Source organism: Litoribaculum gwangyangense (assembly GCF_039543505.1).
GTDB classification, from domain to species: domain Bacteria; phylum Bacteroidota; class Bacteroidia; order Flavobacteriales; family Flavobacteriaceae; genus Litoribaculum; species Litoribaculum gwangyangense.
On the sequence record NZ_BAABJW010000002.1, the window covers coordinates 883,526 to 909,105 of the forward strand.

20 protein-coding genes are annotated in these 25,580 nt (G+C 32.6%); 9 read left to right on the forward strand and 11 right to left on the reverse strand.

Annotated features, from left to right (window positions below; all coding sequences use genetic code 11):
• Positions 1-129 precede the first annotated feature (129 nt).
• The 3 genes from ABD963_RS09435 to mnmA are packed head-to-tail and all read right to left on the reverse strand — an operon-like array spanning position 130 to position 3,904.
• Positions 130-1,071 (reverse strand): NAD(P)H-dependent flavin oxidoreductase, encoded by a 942-nt coding sequence (locus tag ABD963_RS09435; RefSeq protein WP_345276700.1) that lies wholly within the window; start codon positions 1,069-1,071, stop codon positions 130-132.
• Complete coding sequence (locus tag ABD963_RS09440; protein ID WP_345276701.1) at positions 1,071-2,690, reverse strand: S8 family serine peptidase; 1,620 nt, start codon at positions 2,688-2,690, stop codon at positions 1,071-1,073. The genes ABD963_RS09435 and ABD963_RS09440 overlap by 1 nt, the downstream gene beginning before the upstream one ends.
• Before the next feature lie 26 nt (positions 2,691-2,716).
• Positions 2,717-3,904, reverse strand: a complete 1,188-nt coding sequence (gene mnmA / locus ABD963_RS09445; RefSeq protein WP_345276702.1) for a tRNA 2-thiouridine(34) synthase MnmA — start codon at positions 3,902-3,904, stop codon at positions 2,717-2,719.
• A gap of 195 nt (positions 3,905-4,099) precedes the next feature.
• Here mnmA and ABD963_RS09450 point away from each other — a divergent pair, with 195 nt between their 5' ends.
• A complete protein-coding gene (locus tag ABD963_RS09450; protein ID WP_345276703.1) occupies positions 4,100-5,059 on the forward strand; it encodes a fasciclin domain-containing protein in 960 nt (319 codons plus the stop codon).
• Positions 5,060-5,142: 83 nt separating this feature from the next.
• Here ABD963_RS09450 and ABD963_RS09455 read toward each other — a convergent pair whose 3' ends face one another.
• From ABD963_RS09455 to pyrG, 3 genes are all read right to left on the reverse strand, one after another.
• Positions 5,143-5,850 carry a toxin-antitoxin system YwqK family antitoxin gene (locus ABD963_RS09455; protein WP_345276704.1) on the reverse strand — a complete coding sequence of 236 codons (708 nt, stop codon included), beginning with the start codon at positions 5,848-5,850 and terminating at the stop codon, positions 5,143-5,145.
• A gap of 132 nt (positions 5,851-5,982) precedes the next feature.
• Entirely contained in the window at positions 5,983-7,875 is a 1,893-nt protein-coding gene (yidC, locus tag ABD963_RS09460) for a membrane protein insertase YidC (RefSeq protein ID WP_345276705.1), read from the reverse strand.
• Positions 7,876-7,950: 75 nt separating this feature from the next.
• On the reverse strand, positions 7,951-9,594 hold the full coding sequence (gene pyrG, locus ABD963_RS09465) for a CTP synthase (protein WP_345276706.1): 1,644 nt from the start codon (positions 9,592-9,594) through the stop codon (positions 7,951-7,953).
• A gap of 158 nt (positions 9,595-9,752) precedes the next feature.
• On the opposite strand from pyrG, the gene ABD963_RS09470 reads away from it, so the two are divergent.
• From ABD963_RS09470 to ABD963_RS09495, 6 genes are all read left to right on the forward strand, one after another.
• The gene (locus ABD963_RS09470) at positions 9,753-12,149 is read left to right on the forward strand and encodes an amylo-alpha-1,6-glucosidase (protein ID WP_345276707.1); all 2,397 of its coding nucleotides are present in this window, start codon (positions 9,753-9,755) and stop codon (positions 12,147-12,149) included.
• Positions 12,150-12,213: 64 nt separating this feature from the next.
• A complete protein-coding gene (trmD, locus tag ABD963_RS09475; RefSeq protein ID WP_345276708.1) occupies positions 12,214-12,891 on the forward strand; it encodes a tRNA (guanosine(37)-N1)-methyltransferase TrmD in 678 nt (225 codons plus the stop codon).
• A 133-nt stretch (positions 12,892-13,024) separates the two neighbouring features.
• On the forward strand, positions 13,025-13,375 hold the full coding sequence (gene rplS / locus ABD963_RS09480; protein ID WP_345276709.1) for a 50S ribosomal protein L19: 351 nt from the start codon (positions 13,025-13,027) through the stop codon (positions 13,373-13,375).
• Positions 13,376-14,214: 839 nt separating this feature from the next.
• The gene (locus tag ABD963_RS09485) at positions 14,215-16,428 is read left to right on the forward strand and encodes an NADP-dependent isocitrate dehydrogenase (protein WP_345276710.1); all 2,214 of its coding nucleotides are present in this window, start codon (positions 14,215-14,217) and stop codon (positions 16,426-16,428) included.
• 70 nt (positions 16,429-16,498) lie between these two features.
• Complete coding sequence (locus ABD963_RS09490) at positions 16,499-18,871, forward strand: TonB-dependent receptor (RefSeq protein ID WP_345276711.1); 2,373 nt, start codon at positions 16,499-16,501, stop codon at positions 18,869-18,871.
• A gap of 3 nt (positions 18,872-18,874) precedes the next feature.
• Positions 18,875-19,687 (forward strand): DUF4249 family protein, encoded by an 813-nt coding sequence (locus ABD963_RS09495; RefSeq protein ID WP_345276712.1) that lies wholly within the window; start codon positions 18,875-18,877, stop codon positions 19,685-19,687.
• Here the strand turns inward: ABD963_RS09495 and ABD963_RS09500 are convergent.
• The 4 genes from ABD963_RS09500 to ABD963_RS09515 are packed head-to-tail and all read right to left on the reverse strand — an operon-like array spanning position 19,680 to position 23,719.
• Positions 19,680-20,780, reverse strand: a complete 1,101-nt coding sequence (locus ABD963_RS09500; RefSeq protein WP_345276713.1) for a serine hydrolase domain-containing protein — start codon at positions 20,778-20,780, stop codon at positions 19,680-19,682. The genes ABD963_RS09495 and ABD963_RS09500 overlap by 8 nt on opposite strands.
• Before the next feature lie 2 nt (positions 20,781-20,782).
• On the reverse strand, positions 20,783-22,045 hold the full coding sequence (locus ABD963_RS09505) for a BamA/TamA family outer membrane protein (RefSeq protein WP_345276714.1): 1,263 nt from the start codon (positions 22,043-22,045) through the stop codon (positions 20,783-20,785).
• A gap of 11 nt (positions 22,046-22,056) precedes the next feature.
• Positions 22,057-22,986, reverse strand: a complete 930-nt coding sequence (locus ABD963_RS09510) for a hypothetical protein (protein ID WP_345276715.1) — start codon at positions 22,984-22,986, stop codon at positions 22,057-22,059.
• Between the two features lie 16 nt (positions 22,987-23,002).
• On the reverse strand, positions 23,003-23,719 hold the full coding sequence (locus ABD963_RS09515) for a DUF547 domain-containing protein (protein WP_345276716.1): 717 nt from the start codon (positions 23,717-23,719) through the stop codon (positions 23,003-23,005).
• 114 nt (positions 23,720-23,833) lie between these two features.
• Here ABD963_RS09515 and murQ point away from each other — a divergent pair, with 114 nt between their 5' ends.
• Together murQ and ABD963_RS09525 are read left to right on the forward strand one after the other, a co-directional pair.
• Positions 23,834-24,652: an N-acetylmuramic acid 6-phosphate etherase gene (murQ, locus tag ABD963_RS09520; RefSeq protein ID WP_345276717.1), complete on the forward strand. Its 819-nt coding sequence runs from the start codon at positions 23,834-23,836 to the stop codon at positions 24,650-24,652.
• Positions 24,642-24,875: a DUF6095 family protein gene (locus ABD963_RS09525; RefSeq protein WP_345276718.1), complete on the forward strand. Its 234-nt coding sequence runs from the start codon at positions 24,642-24,644 to the stop codon at positions 24,873-24,875. The genes murQ and ABD963_RS09525 overlap by 11 nt, the downstream gene beginning before the upstream one ends.
• Positions 24,876-24,883: 8 nt before the next feature.
• Here the strand turns inward: ABD963_RS09525 and ABD963_RS09530 are convergent, their stop codons facing one another.
• Positions 24,884-25,384 carry a hypothetical protein gene (locus tag ABD963_RS09530; protein WP_345276719.1) on the reverse strand — a complete coding sequence of 167 codons (501 nt, stop codon included), beginning with the start codon at positions 25,382-25,384 and terminating at the stop codon, positions 24,884-24,886.
• Between the last annotated feature and the right edge of the window lie 196 nt (positions 25,385-25,580).

Below are 25,580 nucleotides of genomic sequence, written 5' to 3' on the forward strand. Positions count from 1 at the left end.
GTCTATTAACTTTTAAAAGCTGTAGTAGAAACATTTAGCACTACAAAATTTTACAGGAGATTAAAAAAAAGCCTAAAGTTTCAATATTTAACAAGGAGAAAATTAATTTTTTACTTGTTTTGATTTTAATTAAAGCTTTGGTAATATTCCCTTGGCTTCTTCAAATTCTCGTATTATATCTTCTACGATTTTGGCTACTGGTTTTACATCGTGAATTAAACCCGCAATCTGACCAATTTCCAGTTCCCCTTCTACTAAATCACCCTCAAACATTCCTTTTTTAGCTCTTGCCCTTCCTAAAAGATTTTTGAGTTCTTCAACGGTTGGTGCCTTTTTGTAAAGTTCCTGAATATCATCATAAAACTTATTTTTGATTAACCTAACAGGTGCTAATTCTTTTAATGTTAATTGGGTATCTCCTTCTTTAGCATCAACAACTACCTGTTTAAAAGCATCATGTGCCGAACTCTCATCACTAGCTACAAATCTACTACCAATTTGTACGCCGTCAGCTCCTAAAATCATAGTAGCTAACATAGCTTTACCCGTGGCTATGCCACCTGCGGCAATTAATGGGATTTTAATTTGTTCCTTAACCATCGGAATTAAGGTTAAAGTAGTGGTTTCATCCCGACCGTTATGACCTCCTGCTTCAAAACCTTCAGCTACAACGGCATCAACACCAGCTTCTTGGGCTTTTAAAGCAAACTTTACACTACTTACTACATGTACAACGGTAATACCACGGTTTTTTAACCAAGATGTCCAAGTTTTTGGATTTCCTGCAGAAGTAAACACAATTTTAACGTCTTCCTCTACAATAATATTCATGATATCCTGAATGTTTGGATACAACATGGGAACATTAACACCAAATGGTTTGTTAGTAGCTTTTTTACACTTTTGTATATGTTCACGAAGTACTTCTGGGTACATGGAACCAGCACCAATCAATCCTAAAATCCCAGTATTACTTGATGCCGAGGCTAATCGCCATCCACTATTCCAAACCATACCTGCTTGAATAATAGGATATTTAATATTGAATAATTGGGTAATTCTATTTTGCATTATTCTTTTATAATTTTAAAGGACTTGTAACCTCCACTATATTCTATTTTTGCCAAATACATACCTTTTGAGAGAGAACTTATATTAGCTTCATTATCACCTTTAGAAAAATTATAAGTTGCTATCATTTTCCCAAGAACATCAAAAATAGTGAGGATGCTATTTTCAATTGAATCTGGTAATTTTACAAATATTTTATCTCGTGAAGGATTAGGATATAGGAAAATAGATTCATTTTCATTTGATTTTGATACACTGAAGAATCCAAGGTTTAACGCAAATTCTAAATCGGGAATGCCATAACCCAAATAATAATCTGGATTTGAATATTGTGATGCCGATTCTCTGACTATTTGCATAATTTCTGTGTTTGTTTTTTGAGGCAAGGCTTGCCACAAACATACAACGCCACCAGCTAAAATTGGAGCACTAAAACTTGTACCATTTAGTGTGCCAATGGCATCATTAATACCAATAACATAGCTAGAGAGTCCTTGGGCGACCACATCAGGTTTTTGGGTGGGCTGTAAGGAACTTCCTCTTGAACTAAACGACGCATAAATACCATAGGAATCTACGGCTCCAATACTTAAAACACCGGCAGCGTCAGCAGGAGCTCCAACTATTTGCCAACTATCATTACCAGAATTCCCTGCAGAATTAATTAAAAGCATCCCTTTTTCAAAAGCTATATTGGCACCTTTGGTAATGAATGCCGTATTACCATCCATATCATTCATGGAATAGTTGTAATTAGGATTATCAAAAGTGGTGTAACCCAATGACGTATTAATAACATCTACTCCCAAACTATCAGCTCGTTCTGCTGCTTCTACCCAATAGCTTTCTTCCACAGGATTTTCATTGGGAGCATCTTCAGTAATAAACAAATAATAAGAAGCATCTGGAGCCGTTCCAACATATTGATTTTCAATGTAACCCGCCATGGTACTTAGTACCCAGGTACCATGACTACTCGACACATTTGCATAAACATTGTCATCCCTATTTACAAAATCATATCCTCCAAGAATTTTGCCTCCATTTCGCAATCTTTGAAATGCAGACATAGTATTCACATTAGGAAATCCAGCATCTAATACGGCTACCGTCATTCCTGCTCCAGTGTAATTGAATAGATGTAATGTATTGCCTTTAAGCATTTGAATTTGATTGGCGGCATTTCCATAATTGAATGCTGTAAAAACATTTTCCAATTTCGATTTTGTTTTGTTTTTATAACTGGTTTTTACGGTGTTCAAACTTTTATCAGCAAAATTGATGGAAGCAACAAAACCTAAAGAAGAAAGAGCCTGAATATCCATCTGGCTTCCTCTAACATGTACGGCATTAAACCATTTGGATTTAGCCATAACTGTAATTCCAGCAGCATTTTTTAATTGAGTAATATAATTTTCATTAACAGGCACATCACGAAAGTCAATAGCTATATTGTGAGTGTTTTTTCTATCAATAGCTTTTTGTGTAAGTATGGAAATAGGATTTGAAATTGATTCAGAAACATTCTGTTTACCAGTTAGGTAAACCCAAGCATCTTGTTGAGAAAACCCCCTAAATTTAAAACAAAATATAAATATTAAGAATATTAAATTCTTCATATATCTGTATATTAAGAAATAACTATTTACGAAATGACTCCAGAGCCTACCAGTTCCTCACCTATATACCAAGCAACAAATTGCCCTTCGGTTATGGCAGATTGAAAATTCTCGAATTCTACGTACAAACCACTTTCAACTTTATATAATGTAGCCTTTTCTAAGGGTTGCCTGTAACGAATTCTGGCTTTTACTGGTAAAGATTCCTCTACTTTTATGGCTAAATCTTCCCGAACCCAATGCAACTCATCATTAGAAACAAACAACCCTTTTTTTAACAAACCGGGATGCTCTTTACCTTGCCCCGTGTAAATTATATTTTCCTCAACATTGGTTTCAATAACAAACAAAGGTTCTTTAGTGCCGCCAACAGCTAGCCCTTTGCGTTGACCTTTTGTAAAATAATGAGCACCTTGATGTTTACCAACAATTTTACCGTGGTCCATTTTGTAATCAATTTTCCTAGATAAATATTTTAGTTTTTCTTCTTCAGAATCAAAATTGACCTTATTATCATTGAAAATCTCTTGCTCTTTTGGAATTTCTATAATAAGACCCTCTTTGGGCTTTAACTGTTGTTGAAGAAAATCTGGCAATTTTACCTTTCCAATAAAACACAAACCTTGAGAATCTTTCTTCTCTGCAGTGACTAAATCTAATTCCATGGCAATTTTACGAACTTCAGGCTTAGTTAAGGCTCCAATAGGAAACAACGATTTTGCTAATTGCTCCTGAGATAATTGACATAAAAAATAGGATTGGTCTTTGTTACTATCAATCCCTGACAGTAATTGATAAATTTCCTTGCCATTTTTTTCAATTATTGCTTTTCTACAGTAATGACCGGTTGCGACGAAATCTGCACCAAGTTCAATGGCTATTTTCATAAAAACATCAAACTTAATTTCTCTATTACAAAGTATATCTGGATTTGGTGTTCTTCCTTTTTCGTACTCATGAAACATATAATCTACAATCCTTTCCTTATATTGTTCACTTAAATCGACTGTTTGAAAAGGAATTCCTAATTTTTCGGCTACTAACATGGCATCGTTACTATCATCAAGCCATGGACATTCGTTGGAAATAGTTACAGAATCGTCGTGCCAATTCTTCATAAATAACCCAATAACCTCATACCCTTGCTGTTTTAACAAATAGGCTGCAACACTAGAATCTACGCCACCTGATAGCCCGATTATAACTCGTTTCATTCATAAACAATTAGATTACAAAGATACATATAAATACAAACTTTTGATAATTAGTATCAAGAGTAAAAAATCGATGAAATACATTTTTGTTTAAATTTTTGTTAAATTTATTAAACATAATTAGGTTTTTTGTTTAATTAATTCTTACTTTTGCTGAACAATATAAAACCTTACAAAATGAAAACACTAAATTTTATGAAAAAAACAATTCTATCATTATTAGCATTAGTGATAATCACTTCTTGTAGTGACGATGACAACACGACTATTCCACAACCTTTGAATATTGTTGAAACTGCACAAGCTGTTCCAAGTTTAAGTATTTTGGTTGACGCAGTAATTCAAGCAGGTTTGGTGGATGCACTAACCGCTGCTGGCGACAAAACAGTCTTGGCTCCAACAAATGAGGCTTTCTTAGACTTTTTAGCAGATAAAGGATTTAATTCTTTGGCTGAAGTTCCTAACAATGTATTAACTCAAATTTTATTAAATCATGTTATTGCAGATGCTAATATTGAATCTTCTGCACTAATCGGAAATACAGGGTATGCTAATACTTTAGCCGATGGTCCTAATAATACAAAATTAAGTATATATTATGACGGAACTTCTGGCGTATCTTTTAACGGTGGTGCTAGTGTTGAAATTCCAGACGTAATTACATCTAATGGAATTGTACACGTTATTGATGAAGTTATAGATTTACCAACCATCGCTACGTTTGCTACAACTAATCCTGCATTATCAATTTTAGTAGATGCTTTAGCTTATGCAGATACTGGAGAACCTACTGTACCTTACATAAGTACCGTATCTAATGGCACTGCTGGCCCTTTCACAGTATTTGCTCCAACAAATGACGCTTTTGTTTCTTTATTGGGAGAATTACAGGTAAGTGCACTTACAGATATTCCAACTTCAACAGTAAATGCAGTATTATTAAACCATATAGTAAATGCTAATGTTCAATCTAGCCAGTTATCAAGTGGAACAGTAGTAACTTTAGGTGGAGATTTAACTGCGGCCGTTCCAGCTTTCACATTAACTGATGGTAATGGTAGAATTAGTAACATAGTAACAAGCTTAGTAGATATACAAGGTACTAATGGCGTTGTGCATGTAATAGATAAAGTAATATTACCTGCAAGCGAATAAAAGTTAGTTTGGTTTGTTGATTTTGTAGGCAAATATTGTGAAAAAAAGCAAGTTGTCTATGAAAAAGAAGGCTCCTTAAGAAATTAAGGAGTTTTTTTTATGTATTTAGGTTTGTAAGTAAAGTCTTTTTCTTCGATTAATTTACCGTTTTCATAGAACTTCCACATACCATCTTTTTTTCCTCTTTTATATTCTCCTTCTGTAATTAATTCTCCTTTAGAGTTATAAAATTTTGACATGCCATGTAACTCTCCATTAACATAGTAGTACTCTTTTAAAACTATATTTTTTTCAGAAAACCACTTAGAAACCCCATTTAATTTTCCATCAGTATAATTCTGTTCCTCAGCTATTTGACCATTTGGGTAATAAACTAATCGCTTACCAACAAGCTGGCCATTACCGTTATATTCTTCTAAAGTAAGAAGTTTATCGGAGTTTTTTTGATAGTACTTCCATGTGCCAATATAAGTTTTACCATTCATTTTTCCTTCACTTATAACCTTGCCATTCGAAGCTAAAAATTTCACATAGGCTATATTATCGTTTTCGTTAAACTCCTTGGTTGCCGTTAACACAGCCTTATTTTTTATATTCTTATAAAATTTAAAAACACCTATTTCCTTTCCGTGTAAAAACTCGCCTTCATACCTTATAACTTTAGTACCATCAAATTTTTTTTGCCAAATTCCATGGCGCTTTCCTTGAGTATCAAACTGATTGATATCTTGAGCTAAAACAAAAGTGATATTCCATAAGAATATTAATAAACCTATATTTAAAAATTTCATAACCAATATTACAATTAAAATTTTTACTCTAAAGAAGTAACAACAACCAAACGTTAAAAATAATTCATAATTGTGTAAATAAAAAAGCTGTCAAAAAATTATCTGACAGCTTTTTTATTTCCTAATAATTATCTATTTACGCTTTTGTTGCGCTTGTTTTTGCTTTTCAGCTTGTTCCATCATTTCAGCCATTTTTTGTTGGAAACGATTCTGCTTTTTAGGTTTCTTTTTATTCTCTTGAATTTGAGCATGAATCTTGTCTTCATCAAGAATATAATTCTTAATGACCAAGATAATTCCTATACTGATTAAGTTTGAAATGAAATAGTATAAACTCAAGCCAGAGGCATAGTTATTAAAGAAAAACAGCATCATGATGGGTGAAAAATACATCATATACTTCATCATTTTTGCCATATCTGGCATGCCTTCCTGTTGTGGTGCCGTTTGCATGTTTTGCCCCGTTGTTAAACGCATGTAAAAGAAAATAGCTATAGAAGCCAATATCGGGAATAAACTCACATGATTTCCATAAAATGGAATATTGAAAGGTAAGTTAGCAATAACATCATAGGATGATAAATCGTCTGCCCAAAGGAAACTTTTTTGTCTTAAATCGAAAGCTGAAGGGAAAAACTGAAACAACGCATAAAATACTGGAAGCTGAATTAACGCTGGCAAACAACCTGCCATAGGGCTTGCCCCTGCTTTGGTTTGTAACGCCATAGTTTCTTGTTGTGCTTTCATTTTGTTGTTTTTGTACTTCTCGCGAATTTCATCCAATTCTGGCTTTAAAATTTTCATTTTAGCCTGAGATAAAAACTGCTTGTACTGCACAAAAGACAATAATATTTTCACCAAAATGGTCATAACCACAATGGCTATTCCGTAAGGCATAAAACCTCCTAAAAAGCCAAACAATGGCATGAAAACATAGCGATTTATCCAACCGAAAATACCCCAACCAAAGGGCACAATTTCATCTAAATTTCTATTGTAGGTGTTTAAAACTTTAAAATCACTAGGGCCAAAATACCAATCCAAATTTTCATTGAATTCACCGCCCTGTAATTCCAAAGGAATTTTTGATGTAAATTGTTTTGTATAAACAGTATCTATGGCCTCATCATCAACCAAATTTTCAGCTTTTATTTTAGCTGTTTTAAAAGGTTTATCCGTTAACAAAACAGATGTAAAGAAATGCTGTTTATAACCAATCCAAGTCACGTCTTCCAAGTCTTCCTCGGTATCCCCCATACCCGTATAATCATCTTTTCCATCTTCATACTCGTAATGGATATCGGTATATCTGTTTTCATATGAGATACTTTTTGCATGACGATACCCTTTTAAATCCCAGTCCAGATTTATGGCTTGAGAACTATTGATCACATCATTTAAACCTTGGGAACGAATGGAGAAATCCATCATATAGTCGTTATCCTTAATTTCATAACGGTATTCCAAAAATTTACTTTCTGAAACCTTCAGTTTCATAGAAACTACAGTGACATTCCCGTTTTTAGTTACGGTTGGTGAAAACGGTAAATCTTTGGTGTTTAGAATTCTACTATCCGTTGTTCCAAAATTGATATTGAAAAGGGTGTTGTTATCCTTTATTAAATAGATAGGAAGTGAATCAAAATCTACAAACTTTTTTAATTTAACCTCCGAAAGATACCCTCCTTTATTACTAAATTTTAGGGCTAACAAATCGCTTTCAACAATGGTTTCTTCATCAGAACTATTTAAAGCGGCGTATGCAAAAGCGCCAAGTTTATTTTGTAATTTGATTTGTTCTAAAGAATCTAAATCGCTTCCAATATTGTAATCTTGGGCAGTAGTGACTTTAATCTGCTCTAATTCTTTGGCTTTTTTATCTGCTTCAACCTGTTCTTGTTTGGCTTTTTCCTGGGCTTCAAGTTCTTCAGGTGTAGGCTGATTTTGCCAAAGCATGTACATTAAAATTCCGAATATGAGCACAAAACCAATTATCGAATTAATGTCTAATTTTTTTTCTTCCATGTATTCTTTCCGTATAAATTAAAAAGATTCCTGCATAAAGCAGGAATTATGATTGTTTATCAAAAAACTATCCACTTATTTATTTTGTGCCATGTTGACACTTTTATTCTTTTTTTTAAAATTATAGGCCGCTTTTACAAAGGCCACAAACAAAGGATGAGGTTTTGCTACTGTACTACTATATTCTGGATGATACTGAACACCAATAAACCATGGATGGTTGGGCAACTCAATAATTTCAACCAAACCGGTATCAGGGTTCAAACCTGAAGCGACCATACCTGCAGCTTCCATCTTAGCCTTATATTTACCATTAAATTCATAACGGTGTCTATGTCTTTCTTTAATGCTTTCTGCCTTATATATATTTCTAACTAAGCTACCCATTTTTAAGTCACAAGCCCAGGCACCTAATCTCATGGTTCCTCCTTTTTTGGTAATATTTTTTTGATCTTCCATCAAATCTATTACAGGGTTTTTGGTATGAGGATTCATTTCAGTAGAATCTGCATCTTTAATACCCAAAACATTTCGAGCAAATTCTATAACTGCCATTTGCATACCCAGACATATACCAAAAAAAGGTATGTTATTTTCTCGTACATATTTTACAGCATCAATTTTACCCTCTATACCTCGTTCTCCAAAACCAGGGGCAACCAAAATCCCATCTAAATGGGATAATTTTAGTTTAATGTTATCACTGTTTAAATATTCTGAATGTATGGATTCTATATTGACCCTTACCTCATTTTCAGCCCCAGCATGAATAAAAGCTTCTAAAATAGATTTGTAAGAATCTTGCAATTCTACATATTTACCGACCAAACCAATATTTATTTCAGAAATTGGATTTTTATGACGCTTTAAAAACTGGTTCCAACGCTCAATATCAGGTTTTGAACTTTTAAGATTTAACTTTTTAAGTACGACTTTATCTAAACCTTCTTCAAGCATTAAATTTGGAACATCATAAATAGTTGAAGCATCGATAGATTGAATTACGGCTTCTTCCCTTACGTTACAAAATAAGGCTAATTTTTTCTTTAGTTCTATGGGTAAATGATGTTCGGTTCTACAAACCAAAATATCGGCTTGCACTCCGCTTTCCATAAGCGTTTTAACACTATGCTGGGTAGGCTTAGTTTTTAATTCACCAGCAGCAGAAAGGTAAGGTACTAATGTTAAGTGAATAACGATACCATTATTTTCTCCCAAATCCCAACGTAATTGTCGCACTGCTTCAATATAAGGTAATGATTCTATATCCCCAACGGTACCTCCTATTTCGGTTATCACAATGTCATAGTCACCAGATTTTCCTAAAATTTGAACACGTTCTTTAATTTCATCTGTAATATGTGGCACAACTTGTACGGTTTTACCAAGAAACTCTCCTCGTCGTTCCTTATCAATGACGCTTTGGTAAATACGGCCTGTAGTAACATTATTAGCTTGACTGGTTGGTACATTCAAAAAACGCTCGTAATGCCCTAAATCCAAATCCGTTTCAGCACCATCTTCAGTAACATAACATTCTCCGTGTTCATAAGGATTTAATGTTCCTGGATCTACATTAATATAGGGGTCTAATTTTTGAATGGTAACTCTGTAACCTTGGGCTTGTAATAATTTTGCTAAAGATGCAGCTATAATTCCTTTACCTAGGGATGAGGTCACACCTCCGGTTACAAATATGTATTTTGCTTTAGTTGTCATGTTGCGCTTATAAACGCAGGCAAATTTACAAAATTAAAATAGTTATTAACGAATTGTTTAAGTTATTTAAGAAGGAGTTTTTAACAGTTTAAAAATGATTTTAATTTGGGCTTCAAATACCTTATTTTCGTAGAAACTGCTCAGTCAAATAAAAAAAGATGAAACTCTTAAACTTTTCCTTTACATTATTATTGATAACTTTTTTTAATTGTGGCAAAGATATAAATCAAACTTTTGTTGAATTATCTGAAAACTCACCGAGCATAAATGGAAAAACGGAATACCTTGAATCACCATACGTTACAGCTGGAAATAGAGTCTATATGGTGGGTCATCAAGATGGTAGTTTTCCTGATTTAGGTTGGCATATTAAAGGAGAAATGGGTGGGATTTGGAATCATCCTATAAAACTTATGGATGGTTTTGATATAGAAGTTTTTGATGCCTTGGATACCTTAAAACTAAATAGTGCTGAAAGTTTTGTCAATTATCCATTCGCCAACAAGCATAATTTTATATGGAAAGAAAAAGATATAGAAATAGAGCGTTGGCAATTTGTACCAGATGATAAACAAGGTATTGTAATCCAACTCATTTTTAAAAATCTTGGAGGAGAAAAACGCATGAAAGTTAAATATACTGGATTGACGGATTTAAGACCAACCTGGTTGGGTGAACGAACTAATATGTTTGATGGTAAAGACATGGCTGAGTTTGACAAAACCCAAAACATATGGACTATTAAAGACAGTTTAAACCTTTGGTTTAACATATTTGGGTCTCAATTAGAATTTGATAATCAATCGATACCATCAGAAAATAAAACCATCAATAATACCACTTCTAATAGCATTGAAGATATTATTTTTCTTAATTCTGGAGAATCCCATATTATTAATTATGTAATTGCTGGCTCTTATATTTCCGAAAGTGATGCTCTAAATACTTTTAACGATATTAAAAATAGCATCAATCAAGATTTTAATTCCAAAAAAGAGCGTTACGAATCATTGGCTGAAAAATCAAAACTCACAATTCCAGATAAAAATATAGAACAAGCATTTGAATGGTTAAAATATAATTGTGATTGGCTCATTAGAACGGTGCCCTCGATAGGTACAGGTATTACTGCCGGAATCCCTGACTACCCATGGTGGTTTGGAGTGGATAGTGAATATGCATTAAAAGGTTATATGGCCATTGGACAAAAAGAAGTAGTTTACAGTACCATCAAATTATTAGATAGTGTATCTCATGCTATCAATGCAAACGGTAAGATCATTCATGAAATGTCCAGTAACGGTGCTGTTTTTAACACTGGTAATATCAATGAAACACCACAGTTTGTCTCTTTAATTTGGGAAATATATAAATGGAATGGCGATAAATTGTTTTTAAAAGAATACTATCCTACCATTAAAAAAGGTTTAGATTGGTTGTTAAAAGAAAATGATGATAACAAAAATTTGTTCCCAGATGGTTTCGGAATGATGGAAATTCATGGAATGGATTCTGAAATGATTGATGTTGCGGTTTATACACAACGTGCTTTTGATGATGCCTCCAAAATTGCTTTAGAACTCAATGATGTTAAACTTTCTAAATATTATGCAAGTTTGGCAAATGAAATAAAAACTAAAATCAATACTGAATTTTGGAATAAAGAATTCCATTCCTATGCGGATTTTATTGGCACTGATGAAGAGGCTTTAAAACTTATTGATGATGCTATTATAAGGGCAGACACCTTAAATAAACCTTGGGCTGTTGAAGAATTAAAAAAAACAAAGTCTAAAATATTATCAAATCCAAGTCCAGAATTAAAACCATTTGTTTTGCATCATAATTGGGTTGTGAACACACCCATGGAAATGGGAATTGCAGATGCTGATAAAGCTAAAAAAGCCTTGAAAACCGCTGAAAATTTTGTAAATCCGTTTGGTGTTTTTGTCACAGGCATTGATAGAGATAAAAGTGCAGGAATTGAAGAAGGCTCTTTTAAAGGAAGCAAGCAGTTTTCATATACAGGAGCCGTTATGACGCTGCCCACAAGTGTTTTAATAATTGCTGAAAACAATTACGGAAATCCAGATAAAGCGCTTGATTACATGAAACGCATGACTAAAAGTTTTAGTTATGCTTTCCCAGGAAGCATGTATGAAGTGTCTCCTGACTACGGAATGATAACACAAGCATGGAATATATATGGGTATGCGATTCCAATAATTCAGCAGTTCTTTGGCATCAATCCTATGGCATCTCAGCAAAAAGTTACTATAAACCCTCAAATGCCAAATAGTTGGAACAACGCTTCGCTTGAAAATATCGAAATTGCCGATAATAATATATCGGTGTTTTTTAATAAAAACAATAAAAACCTTAAGTTAAAAGTTCTACAAACGAGTAATAATTGGACTTTGGAAATTAAGTTTAATAAAGCGGACTACATAACGTACGAAATTGTTAATAAAGAAAATGTAAAAATAATTGAAGATGAAAAGTTTTTTATTTTAAAAACGCAACAAAAAGATATAGAAATTATCTTCTATATATGAAGCAAATTATAAAAGTCTAAAAAGAAAAACAATTAAATTATCTTTGTATCACATATTGTAGCTCATGCGTATTGATATTATTACCGTTTTACCAGAATTACTTAAAAGTCCATTTGAAGCTTCTATCTTAAAACGTGCTATAGAGGCAGGCTTGGTAGAAGTACATTTACATAATTTAAGGGATTACACTTCTGATAATTACAAATCGGTTGATGATACGCAGTTTGGTGGAGGCGCAGGAATGGTCATGATGATTGAGCCCATTGATAAATGTATTTCAGCTTTAAAAGCTAAAAGAGATTATGATGAGGTTATTTATATGACACCCGATGGCGAAACCCTAAAACAAGGTATAGCCAACCAACTCTCTTTAAAAGAAAATATCATCATTTTATGCGGCCATTATAAAGGTGTTGACCAACGTGTGAGGGACCATTTTATAACTAGGGAAATATCCATTGGTGATTATGTATTATCGGGTGGAGAATTGGGCGCTGCCGTACTTTGTGATGCGGTTATAAGATTAATACCTGGCGTTTTAGGAAACGAAACCTCGGCCCTAACCGATTCATTTCAAGATAATTTACTAGCACCACCTATTTACACTAAACCCCGTGAGTATAAGGGCATGAAAGTACCAGAATTATTATTTAGTGGAAATTTACCAAAGATTGAAAAATGGCGCGAAGAACAAGCTTTCCAGAGAACTAAAGAACGCAGACCAGATTTGTTGGAAGATTAATTTTTTATTTTTAAAAACTTTTAGCTTTTAGCTTTTAACTTTTAACTTTTTAATTATCTTTGCATCCAATTTCGGGTTAACCTCTGGCGAGAATCGTGAATGTTGTTCTGAATTAACAATTAAATTTAAAGATATGGAATCTTTAGTAAAGTATATACAAGACGAATTTGTAGCAAAAAAGGATTTTCCAGATTTTAGTGCTGGAGATACTATTACCGTTTACTATGAAATTAGAGAGGGTGATAAAGTGCGTACTCAGTTTTTTAGAGGTGTAGTTATACAAAGAAAAGGTACTGGAACTTCTGAAACATTTACCATTAGAAAAATGTCGGGTACTGTTGGAGTAGAGCGTATTTTTCCTGTTAACTTGCCAGCATTGCAAAAAATTGAAATCAACAAGCGTGGTAAAGTTCGTAGAGCAAGAATTTACTACTTTAGAGGTCTTACTGGTAAAAAAGCAAGAATTAAAGAAAGTAGAAATTAATAAAAGATACTGTTTAAACATGTTGAAAGCCTTGATAAAATCAAGGCTTTTTTTATTAACTATTGTTAATAACTATGGTTTATAAAAAGTTGATATCTAATACCTTAAAAAATTTGCTTTTTAAAAATGTGATGCTATCTTAGCAACAGAAATAATGACAATGCAAGTTGGTTTCGTTTCAACAACGAATTTACATTATATTCTAAATAAGGTAACGTTCTTTATAAAATTGTTTTTTGAGGTTATGTTGATGCACGTGTAGGCGTGACAAGCAGCAAACCATGACACTGCAAAAAGTAATGCATGTGAAAGCAGGTATTAACTAGTGTAGTAAAAAGCTTGAAAGGCAACAGGAGTGAAAGCGAATGTTGAAAATAAAGCAATGCTATGAACACAATTGACGTGAAAACGAAGAGGTAGTTGGTAGCATCAAGAAAAACAATTAACAGAAGCATCATGTAATAAGTCAATACATTTTGAAAATTACAGAAGTGTTTCGTTGAAATAACAGCATATAACTGAAATGGCTTGAATGAAAATTTTAAACCAATTTAGTTTAAATACTAAAATAAGTTATGTTATGTTATTTCAAAAAAGCCATGTCAATAGCAGATTAAATTCTGTCTTGATATGGCTTTTGTTTTTATGTGAATTTTCTTCTTTCTGGATTTTACGTTTCATGAGCTATTCAAAATCCCACATAAATCGAATATAACGACGTATTTTCATCTATTTTGAGGGCATTATTAAAAGTCATTTTTTGTATATTCGCAACGCTTAAAACTAGACGGTTTATTATAATGCGTTTACAGCAAAGGATTTAATAAAAAATAACACTAATGTCCAAAATAATTTACACAAAAACTGATGAAGCACCTGCTTTAGCAACACGCTCCTTACTTCCTATTATCAAGTCTTTTATAAAATCTTCTGGTATCGATATTGAAACCAAGGATATATCGTTGGCAGCAAGAATTTTGGCGGTTTTCCCAGATTTCTTAAATGAAGATCAACGTGTTTCAGACGATTTAATGATACTTGGTGAATTTGCAAAAAAACCAGAAGCTAATATCATTAAATTACCAAACATTAGTGCTTCCATACCTCAATTAAAAGCTGCTATAAAAGAATTACAATCAAAGGGTTTTAATATACCTAATTATCCCGATGAACCAAAAAATGATTCTGAAAAAGATATAAAATCCCGTTACGATAAAATTAAAGGAAGTGCCGTAAACCCTGTACTTAGAGAAGGTAATAGCGATAGACGTGCCCCTAAAGCAGTAAAAAATTATGCTAAGAAAAACCCTCATTCCATGGGTGCTTGGTCTAGTGATTCCAAAACACACGTGGCAACTATGAGTGAAGGTGATTTTGCACACAATGAAAAATCCGTAACTATTCCTGAAGCCACCAGCATAAAAATCATTCATACTGACGATAATGGAATAGCAACCACTTTAAAAGATAGTTTTCCATTACTTAAAGGTGAAATCATTGATGCTACGGTAATGAGTAAAAAAGCATTAGTAACCTTTTTTGACAAACAAGTAGCGGATGCCAGAGAAAAAGGGGTGTTATTTTCATTACACATGAAAGGTACCATGATGAAAGTGAGCGACCCTATTATTTTTGGTTATGCAGTTAAAGCATATTTTAAAGATGTTTTTGATAAATATGGAACGCTCTTAAACGAAATTGGAGTAGATGTAAATAACGGTTTGGGTAATTTACTAGAAAATATTCAGCAATTACCAGAAAATAAACGAAAAGATATTGAGGCTGATATAGCCGCTACATATAAAAAAGGACCTTCCATTGCTATGGTAAATAGCGATAAAGGCATTACAAATCTACACGTACCCAGTGATGTTATAATCGATGCTTCTATGCCAGCCATGATTCGCACCTCAGGAAAAATGTGGAATGCGGAAGGTAAACTTCAAGACACAAAAGCTATAATTCCAGATAGTAGTTATGCAGGAGTATATGCAGCAACCATAGATTTTTGCCAAAAACATGGGGCTTTTGATCCAACTACCATGGGCACTGTTCCTAATGTTGGTCTTATGGCTCAAAAAGCTGAAGAATATGGTTCTCACGATAAAACTTTTGAAATACCTTCCAATGGGTTTGTTCAAGTAGTAGATACTTCTGGAAAAGTACTGATGGAACATCAGGTTGAAACTGGTGATATTTGGCGCATGTGCCAAACCAAAGATGCCCCCATTCAAGATTGGGTAAAACTAGCTGTAACACGTGCTAAAGCATCTCAAACACCCGCCGTTTTTTGGTTAGATATAAATCGAGCCCATGATGCTGAACTCATTAAAAAAGTAAACACCTATCTTAAAAATTATGACACCTCAGGTTTAGATTTAAGAATACTAAACCCAGTTGACGCTACTATTTTTACTTGTGAAAGATTAAAAGAAGGAAAGGATACCATTTCAGTATCAGGCAACGTTTTGCGAGATTATCTTACTGATTTATTCCCTATTTTAGAAGTTGGTACCAGTGCAAAAATGCTGTCTATTGTACCACTTATGAATGGTGGTGGTTTGTTTGAAACAGGAGCTGGTGGTTCTGCACCAAAACATGTTGAACAATTATTAGAGGAAAATCATCTGCGTTGGGATTCTTTGGGAGAATTTCTGGCGCTAGCAGTATCATTAGAACATTTTGGTGAGGTTAATAATAATGATAAAGCAAAAATTTTAAGTGAAACTTTAGATAATGCTACCGAACAACTTTTAGAAAATAAAAAAGGGCCTTCTAGAAATGTAGGAGAATTGGATAATAGGGGCAGTCACTTTTACTTAGCTATGTATTGGGCTCAAGAATTGGCAAAACAAAATAAAGACCAAGCTCTAAAAGCTGAATTCACTCCCATAGCTAGACAACTGGAAGACAATGAAACATCTATTATAAAAGAATTAAAAGAAATACAAGGTAAGCCCGTTACCATAGGTGGTTATTACGAACCGGATGAATCACTAATCAATCAAGTAATGAGGCCAAGTAAAACTTTTAATACGATTCTAGAGTCTTAGTTCAATTAAAACCCATATTTTAAAAGCTCCTAAAAGGGGCTTTTTTGTATTTTTACAAAAAAATTGCTCAATGAAAAACCTAATGTGGTTTCTTATGCTATTTGGCGTTTGTAATATTTCGCTAAATGCCCAAGAAAAATTTACAATAAGTGGTGTTGTTTCAGAAGAAAAAAGTAACGAAACACTTATTGGAGTTAATATTGTCATTCCCCAATTACAGACAGGTGCTATAACAAACGAGTACGGTTTTTACTCCATTACCTTACCTCAAGGTACTTATAACTTGGTAATAAGTTATTTAGGTTTTAAAACCATTACCGAAACTATCACACTCACAGAAAATATCAATAAAAGTTTCAGCTTAACTGAATCAACAGAAAGTTTAGATGAAGTTATAATTACCGAAAATATTGAAAAACTAGACATTAAAGTACCGCAAATGAGTGTTAACAAACTCACCACAAGTACAATTAAAGATATTCCCGTTGTTCTTGGTGAGTCTGATATTATAAAAGCCATTACTTTACTACCTGGGGTAACTAATGCAGGCGAAGGTGCTTCCGGATTCAACGTAAGAGGTGGCGCTGCGGATCAAAATCTAATTCTTCTGGACGAAGCAACTATTTTTAATTCATCACATTTATTTGGTTTCTTTTCAGTTTTTAATCCCGATGCCATAAAAGATTTACGATTATACAAGGGTGGTATACCCGCACGTTACGGTGGTCGTGTTTCCTCGGTATTAGATATTTATCAAAAAGAAGGTAACAGTAATGATTTTCATGTAAACGGAGGTATTGGTATTGTATCCAGTAGGTTGCTTGCTGAAGGACCTATAAAAAGAGAAAAAGGTTCATTTCTTTTAGGGGGCAGATCCAGTTATGCCCATTTGTTTTTACCCCTTTTTGATATTGATAATATTGCCTATTTCTATGACTTAAACACAAAATTGAGTTATAAATTAAATAATCGGAATAATATTTACTTATCAGGGTATTTTGGAAGAGATGTATTTAGAATTCAAGATAGCTTTGAAAACACCTATGGAAATTCCGTATTAAACTTCAGGTGGAACCATCTGTTTTCAGATAAATTATTTTCAAACTTATCATTGATTTATTCAGACTATTATTACGATTTAAAATTGAATTTTGTTGAGTTCGATTGGATATCTGGTATTCAAAACTTTAATATAAAATACGATTTAAAACATTACTTAAGCAATACGATAAAATTACAATATGGTTTGAATAGTATTTACTACAAATTTAATCCTGGTGATATAAAACCAACCGTTGAAACTTCTGGAATTAATCCTTTCAAACTGACTGATAAATATGCTTTTGAAAACGCCATATATATAGATACCGAACACAAAATATCTGACAAGCTAGCACTTTCATATGGTTTGCGTTTTAGTACTTTTCAACGTTTAGGTCAAGATGAACTTAATATATATGAAAACGATCAAGCTGTTGTGTTTAACAACGACTTTCAAATTTATGAAAAAGCAGATCCCATAGATACTCAAACCTTCAAACGTAGCGATGTAATTCAAAGTTTTTTCAACTTAGAACCTAGAGCCTCCATAGCTTACCAACTTAAAGAAAATAGCTCAATTAAAATGAGCTATAATAGAATGAGTCAATATTTACATTTACTTTCCAATACAAATTCCCCCACACCTTTAGATGTATGGGCACCAAGTGGCAAGTATATTAAGCCACAGTTACTAGATCAATTTGCAGTTGGTTACTTTAAAAATTTTGACAGTAATAGCTATTCTTTAGAAGTGGAAAGTTTTTACAAAACTATAAAAAATAGAATTGATTATATTGATGGAGCTGATTTAATAGCAAATAATGCTATTGAACAAGTAATTCTAAATGGAAAAGCTAGAGCCTATGGCTTAGAGTTACTTTTACGCAAAAACGAAGGCAGATTCAAAGGTTGGTTAGCTTATACACTCTCAAAATCTGAACAGCAAACCAAAGGTAGAACACCATCAGAAATAGGAATAAACAACGGTAATTGGTACAATACACCTTTTGATAAAACCCATGACATCTCATTTACGGGAAGCTATAACTGGAGTGATAAATGGAAAATAAATGCCAATTTTTTATTTCAAACTGGGCAACCTGGTACATTTCCAAATGCACAATATGAATACAATGGAATTATTATCCCCAGTTTTAATAACAGAAACTCTGATAGACTACCTGCATATAATCGTTTGGATATTGCTTTAAATTACACACCAAAACCTAATAAAAATAAGGGCTTGGAAAGTTACTGGGTATTTGGAATTTACAATATTTATAATCGAAGAAATGCCGCGAGCATAAATTTTGGTCAAAATAATGAAACAGGTTTAAATGAAGCTACTCGATTATCAATTTTTGGAATTGTTCCTTCTATATCTTATAATTTTAAACTTTAGGTTATGAAAAAAGTATTAGTTATAATTTTGGGCCTTTTAATGGTTTCGTGTGAAGATGTTATTGACATAAATTTAAACAATGCTCAACCAAGATTGGTTATTGATGCCTCTATGAATTGGTTAAAAGGAACTGATGGCAGTAATCAAACAATTAAACTCACATTAACTGCACCTTTTTTTGATAAAAATATCCCTCCAGCAACAGGTGCCACCGTAACAGTTACAGACTCCAATAACAATACGTTTAATTTCATTGAAGAAGGTATCTCAGGTATTTACAAAAACAATTCGTTTATTCCTGAAATTAACGGCATATACAATTTAACCATAAATTATAACAGTGAGATTTACACAGCTTCTGAAACATTAATACCCACAGTACCAATAGAGTTTGTTGAACAAAAAAATGAAGGAGGTTTTACAGGTGATGAAATAGAAATTAAAGCCTATTATACAGACCCGCTTGATATGGATAACTTTTATCTATTTGAGTTTTTGGTTAATAGTAAAAGTATTAAACAGCTTGAGGTTTACGATGATGAATTTACCGATGGTAATCAAATTTTCGCTTTTTATTCAGATGAAAATCTAGAAGCTGGTGATGAGCTTATCATAAGAAATTTAGGAATCTCCAGACGCCATTACGAGTTTATGAATATCCTTTTGCAACAAACCGATGATCAATCAGGAGATCCTTTTCAAACACAACCCGCTACCGTAAGAGGTAATTGTATTAATCAAACCAATCCTGAAAACTATCCTTTTGGATATTTCAGAGTTTCAGAAGTTGATGAACTGACTTATACCATTAATTAAGTTTCATTGACTCAAATATAGTGTCAATCAATTTGTCAAATTCCTTATCTATATTGGGGTTTGATATATTTGTCAAAATAGATAAAACTACTTTTTGCTCTGGGTAAACATAAAAAATTCCATAACCACCTAAACCATTTCCAATATGGCCAAAATAAGGTCTTCCACTACTGTCGTAGCTAACTTGAAAACCTATACCATAATATGTAGAAGTGGACTCATTATTATTAATTTTTTGTGCCGTTATAAATGGTTGTAATTGATTGGAATCAACCAAAGAATCGTTTAACAAAGCATTACCAAATGTATTAATATCTTTGGATGTGGATAGATAACCGCCCGAAGCCAACTTAAAATAGTTGTTTGTTTCTTGCACGGGTTTAAAACGCCTTCTTCGAAACTTTTCATAGAAAATAGCCTTCCCATCTATATCTTGGTTCTTATCCACAAAAGTTTTATCCATATTAAAGGGAATCAATACCTTAAATTTTACAAAATCTTCAAACGGTATTTTAACACATTCTTGAATGGCCAACGAAATTAAATTCCAGTTATAACTGGTGTAATTATAATTGGTTCCAGGTTGGAACAATAATGCGTCTTTTTCAAAAAGTGAGATACCCTCACGAATATCCAAAGGTTTATTTATTTTAAATTCATTTCCTTGATAATTCCTAATACCAGATAAATGCCCCCCTAGTTGTTTAATAGTGATATCATAATCCTTTTTTGGGAAATAGGGCACGTAATTATAAATGGAGCTATCAAGTGTCATCTTACCTTCCTCCACTATTTTTAACAACCCCGCGGCCGCAATGGGTTTAGACACGCTTCCAATTCTAAAAATTGTGCGATTTGGATCAACTGGGATTTTATTAGTTATATCTGCAAACCCAAAGCCTTTAGACCAGACCACTTCATTATTCTTAGAGACTGTTATGGCTAACCCAGGTACTTTCTTCTTGCGAATTATTTTATTAATAATGCGTTCGGATTGATCAAACCCATTTGAACTTTCCTGAGCAAACAGTGAATTAAAAAACGAAAACATCACTAAATTTAAAATTATTATTGATTGACTTATTTTTTTCAAAATTAAAAGTATTGACCTATTCCAAACACAATGCCTCTTGATGCGTTTTCAGTTATTCCATAACCATAATCTATTCTAAAAATTGCATTAAATATTTTTGTGTGCATAAACCGTAATCCCAATCCTGGGTACATGCGAATATTTTGTGCATTGGCAAAATCACTAAAATCTCCCCCAGGATTGCGCCATGTTCCAGCATCTAAAAAAACATTGGTCTGCATAGCAAACCATCCTTTCTGGATAAGGGTATGCCGATATTCAGTATTTAGAACAATAACGCCTGTACCCCTATCAATTAAATTACCTACGCCTCTAATGTTCAAATTATTATCTACAGAAAAAGGTGCAAAAGGACTTTCATTATTAGTCGATAAACCCAATCGGAGCCTGTTCGCCCAATTCCCCTTTTCACCTATTCTCTTGTAATAGAAAAAATCATTCCATGCAATAAAAAAATCATCTTGATATACATTTTCAGTTGTAACATATTGTACATATAACAAACTTCTAAAGCCATTTACATACTGATAGTGATAGTCCAGAAAATCCAAATCATAAATAAACTTGAATAATTCTTTATCAACTTCAAAATTTGTTGGGATATCATCGGCCGTCAATCCAGTTATGTATTTATATTTTTCTGTAAAAATATTAACTCCAAATTGGAATTTATGATTAAAATTCAATTCAAATAAACCTAAAACTTCAAAAGACCTGTTATTGTAAAGATAATTTGCACTACCATTATTAAAATAAAGAGGTTCCTCACTTTTCCAATTTTGATGATTAATAGCAATACCCCATTGATTATTAAATAAATACGGTGCGCGTAAATTTATACTATAGGTATCGTAACCATTATTTTGATAAAAGCCCCCAAAAGCGATACCTTTTCCTAAAAGATTAAAATCATACAAACCTAACTTATAGGCAAATTGCCTATTGGTAGCAGTCCAAATATTTACTGTTGGAATAAGAGTGAAATTTTCTTCAATATCAATAATTACGTTATAGCTATTGCCTTTGTGAGCAATTACCTGGTATGTAGCATGAGACACTAAAGGTAATCGCTTCAATCTAATGATATCTTCATCTAACTGTAATGAATCTAAAACACCTCCAGAGTGGGTGTTTATTACATTTTTAATAAAACTTATCTTGGTTTTCTTCAATCCACGAATATCTAAGGTCGCGATAGTAGATCCTTGTGAAAATAGCAAGATAGTAACTAATTGACTTAATAGGATAATTATTATTCTTCTCATTTAAGAAACGATCAATTTAATACCAATCTAGCTCCTAAATTAAATGTTTGACCAAGACCAGAATCATTTCCTCTTACAAAATTTGTATATAATGTCTCGATATTTAAAGTATCTGTTAGCTGATATTTGGCTCCACCTCCTACGGCAGTAAAGTTTTGCTCAAAATCATTACCCAAATCTATGAGTTGGGAATGTTGCGCCAAAGCTAATATTGTAAATTTTGAGCTAGGGAAATAGCTAAAAAAAACACCCGGAGTTAATCGTAAACTATTGTTTGCAAAACTACCTTCTAAACTATTACCGCTAGTTCCGAAAACAAGTCCTTTTCCAAAATTGAATTCAGAGTTTAACTCACTAAATATTTGAAATTGATTTCCATTAAATGTATAATCATAGAAAAACCTATTTTGCCATGTAAAACCTTTTTGGTCAAAAAACACATTGTTTTTAAATTCATTATCGATTAATGGAATTACTAATGCACTTTGGATAGAAAAATTGTTTAATTTACTAAAAGGAACAAATTTAATGGAAGGTGCAACAGAGGTTAATCCACTACGAGCAGAATTACTTTCACCATCAAATTTAAATACATCTAAGGCATCTCTATCACCAATCACATTGCTTCTAAATTCGAGTATCAAACCCATATTAACGCGTCTATTTTCAGATACCCCTGTGTATGCCTCTAGAGTTGATGTAAAAAAAGTTTGCCTTGGCAAATTTTTGCTAACATCTCCACTACTATTTGCTTCTTTGGTTTGAGTGTACAAATTATTGAACCATTTGACATCGTATTGCCCTTTAGCAATCAACTTCGATGGTGTGAGAGTTTGAATTACAGAACCTCTATAGGATTCTTCTTTATCAATTTCTTGAGTTAAAACAATATTAGAATTTAATAGCAAGAATACTATTGCCATTTTAAATGATACTTTCATGTGTTTTTTGGATTTATTATTGAATTTTATTGAGATTCCAATTGTAAGAATAGTAGGTTATATTAAAATCGGTTGGTATTTTCTCATTTCTATATTGATTTATATACCCAATGAGGTCAGTTTCTTTCGAAACAAAATCGTTTAAATACCATTTAAATATTTCAGATATAGCTACTTTCTTTTTCTTTACATTCAATTGAATGAATTTTGGATTGTTTAATGCCAATCTAGTTTGACTTTCTAATTGGTTATCTAATATTTCAGGTAAATAAACATTATCTATAATTGGCGGGCAACCCAAGCCAGCACAGACCAATACAAAATGAATCCTAGCATCATTAAAATGATTTCTAATCTTTTTGTTTTCCATATCATTTAATGACAATTTTTCCCCATTAATCTCATATATTTTATTTTCAAAAAAGTCAGCGACATCTAAAGGAGATTTAATTGGATAATTATCAATGACTTGCTTAATTGTATTTATATTATATAGGTTAATCCAAAATGCTTTTCTTGTTTCCGAATCTAAATCATTCAGTTTTGTTCTTTTTGATAATACAATCAAGTGGTCTAATTTTTTAGGATCTTTGGCAATTGTTTGATAATCAACTAATCCATCTCTTACATATAATGAAAAAAAATCAGCAGCTTCATTGAAAAAATGACTTATGTTTTGTGAAGATGCGAGTAAAGAAAATGTTAGAGCTAATATTAATAAATAGGTTTTCATAAAATTGATTTACAAATTTGTCGCCAGATAAAATCAATTCTTACATAAATGGTTTCTAAATTTTTTTTTGCAAATAATTTTTAGACCTTTACATTGATAAATTCATAAAGTAGAATGCATTTTACAAAAACCACTGAACAGGACTCTTATTATGATAATCTGGAGAAGATGAACCTGTCAGAATTACTCAAAAATATAAACAACGAAGACAAAACGGTTCCTTTAGCTGTTGAAAAAGCATTGCCTCAAATTGAAAAACTGGTTGAACAAATAGTCATTAAATTAAAAAGTGGTGGCCGGTTATTTTACATTGGAGCAGGAACCAGTGGCCGTTTGGGTATTTTAGATGCCTCTGAATGTCCACCAACTTTTGGTGTTACACATGATTTGGTTATCGGTCTAATTGCTGGTGGTGACTCAGCTATAAGAAAAGCTGTTGAATTTGCTGAGGATTCTTTAATATTAGGTTGGAATGATTTAGAAAAACACCATGTAGGTACAAAAGATGTAGTAGTTGGTATAGCTGCATCAGGTACAACTCCTTATGTAATTGCGGCCCTTGAAAAATGCCATGAAAATAATATTATTACAGGTTGTATCACTTGTAACCATAATAGTCCGCTTTCTAAAACAGCAAAATTTCCTATTGAAGTTATTGTAGGGCCAGAATTTGTAACTGGAAGCTCAAGAATGAAAGCTGGTACTGCACAAAAATTGGTTTTAAATATGATTACCACATGTTGTATGATTCAATTGGGACATATAAAAGGAAATAAAATGGTTGACATGCAACTAAGTAATAACAAACTTGTTGATAGAGGAATAAAAATGATAAATAAGGAATTGAATATTTCAGATATAGAAGCAAAAAAATTATTAGATGAATACGGAAGCGTTAGATTAGCAATTCAAAACTATAAAAATGGAAAATAATAAAACCGATAAAACAATTTTAGTAAAAGGTATCAAAACATTAATATTTGCTTTAATGAGTTTATTTATGGGGCCAATTTTAATGAGTATTGCTTTCAATAATCCAGAAAAGCCTCTTTACGTGCCCATACTTATAGTAGGGTGCTTAATCTCTGCCTTTGCTGTTTTTTTATTGTTTAAAGGAATCAAAACAATTATAAATAGTATGTTCAAAAAGAAATAAATTCTTGTTTAATCCACTGAAACTTGCTTGGGTGTTGTGGGATTATATCCAAAGTCGGTATTACTGAGTGTAATTTTCAAACTATTAGCTATATAATTAATAATGGCGTAATGATGAATGGTATGGCTATTGGCTTGCGCAAATAAGGCCCCAAAAGTATAAGGTATTTGAATCTTACCAGAGCCTAAATCATCAATGACATTAACCAATCTATTGTCATCAAAATCAAAATTTTTCAACTTGTTAATAATAGAATCCAAATAATCTTCAGCACTAGTACATTTGGATTCAACGTCTATATTCCTAGATCTAGCAGTTAAATCAATCTTGTTTTCAGTATTGATACTAAAAATACAATCATAAAAATCTAAAATATGCCTAACATGGCTCCCTATACTAGAATAATAAGGGGATACAGATGAATTACTTAACACGTCATCCTCTAAACTGCTTAATAATGATTTTGTTTGATTGAGTGTTTTTAAAGTAGATTTTATAATAACGTTCATGGATACTAAAATAACTAAATAAATTCAATTTTTCATACTTAGTCTTATATCATCAATATCCTTACAAAACAAGAAGCAACTTCACAATCTACTTAACAATTATCAAAAAAAATAAGGATTTTAACACAAACAAAAAGGCCCCTCATATTTCTATGAAGGGCCTCCAAAAAAGGCAACGACCTACTCTCCCACTAAT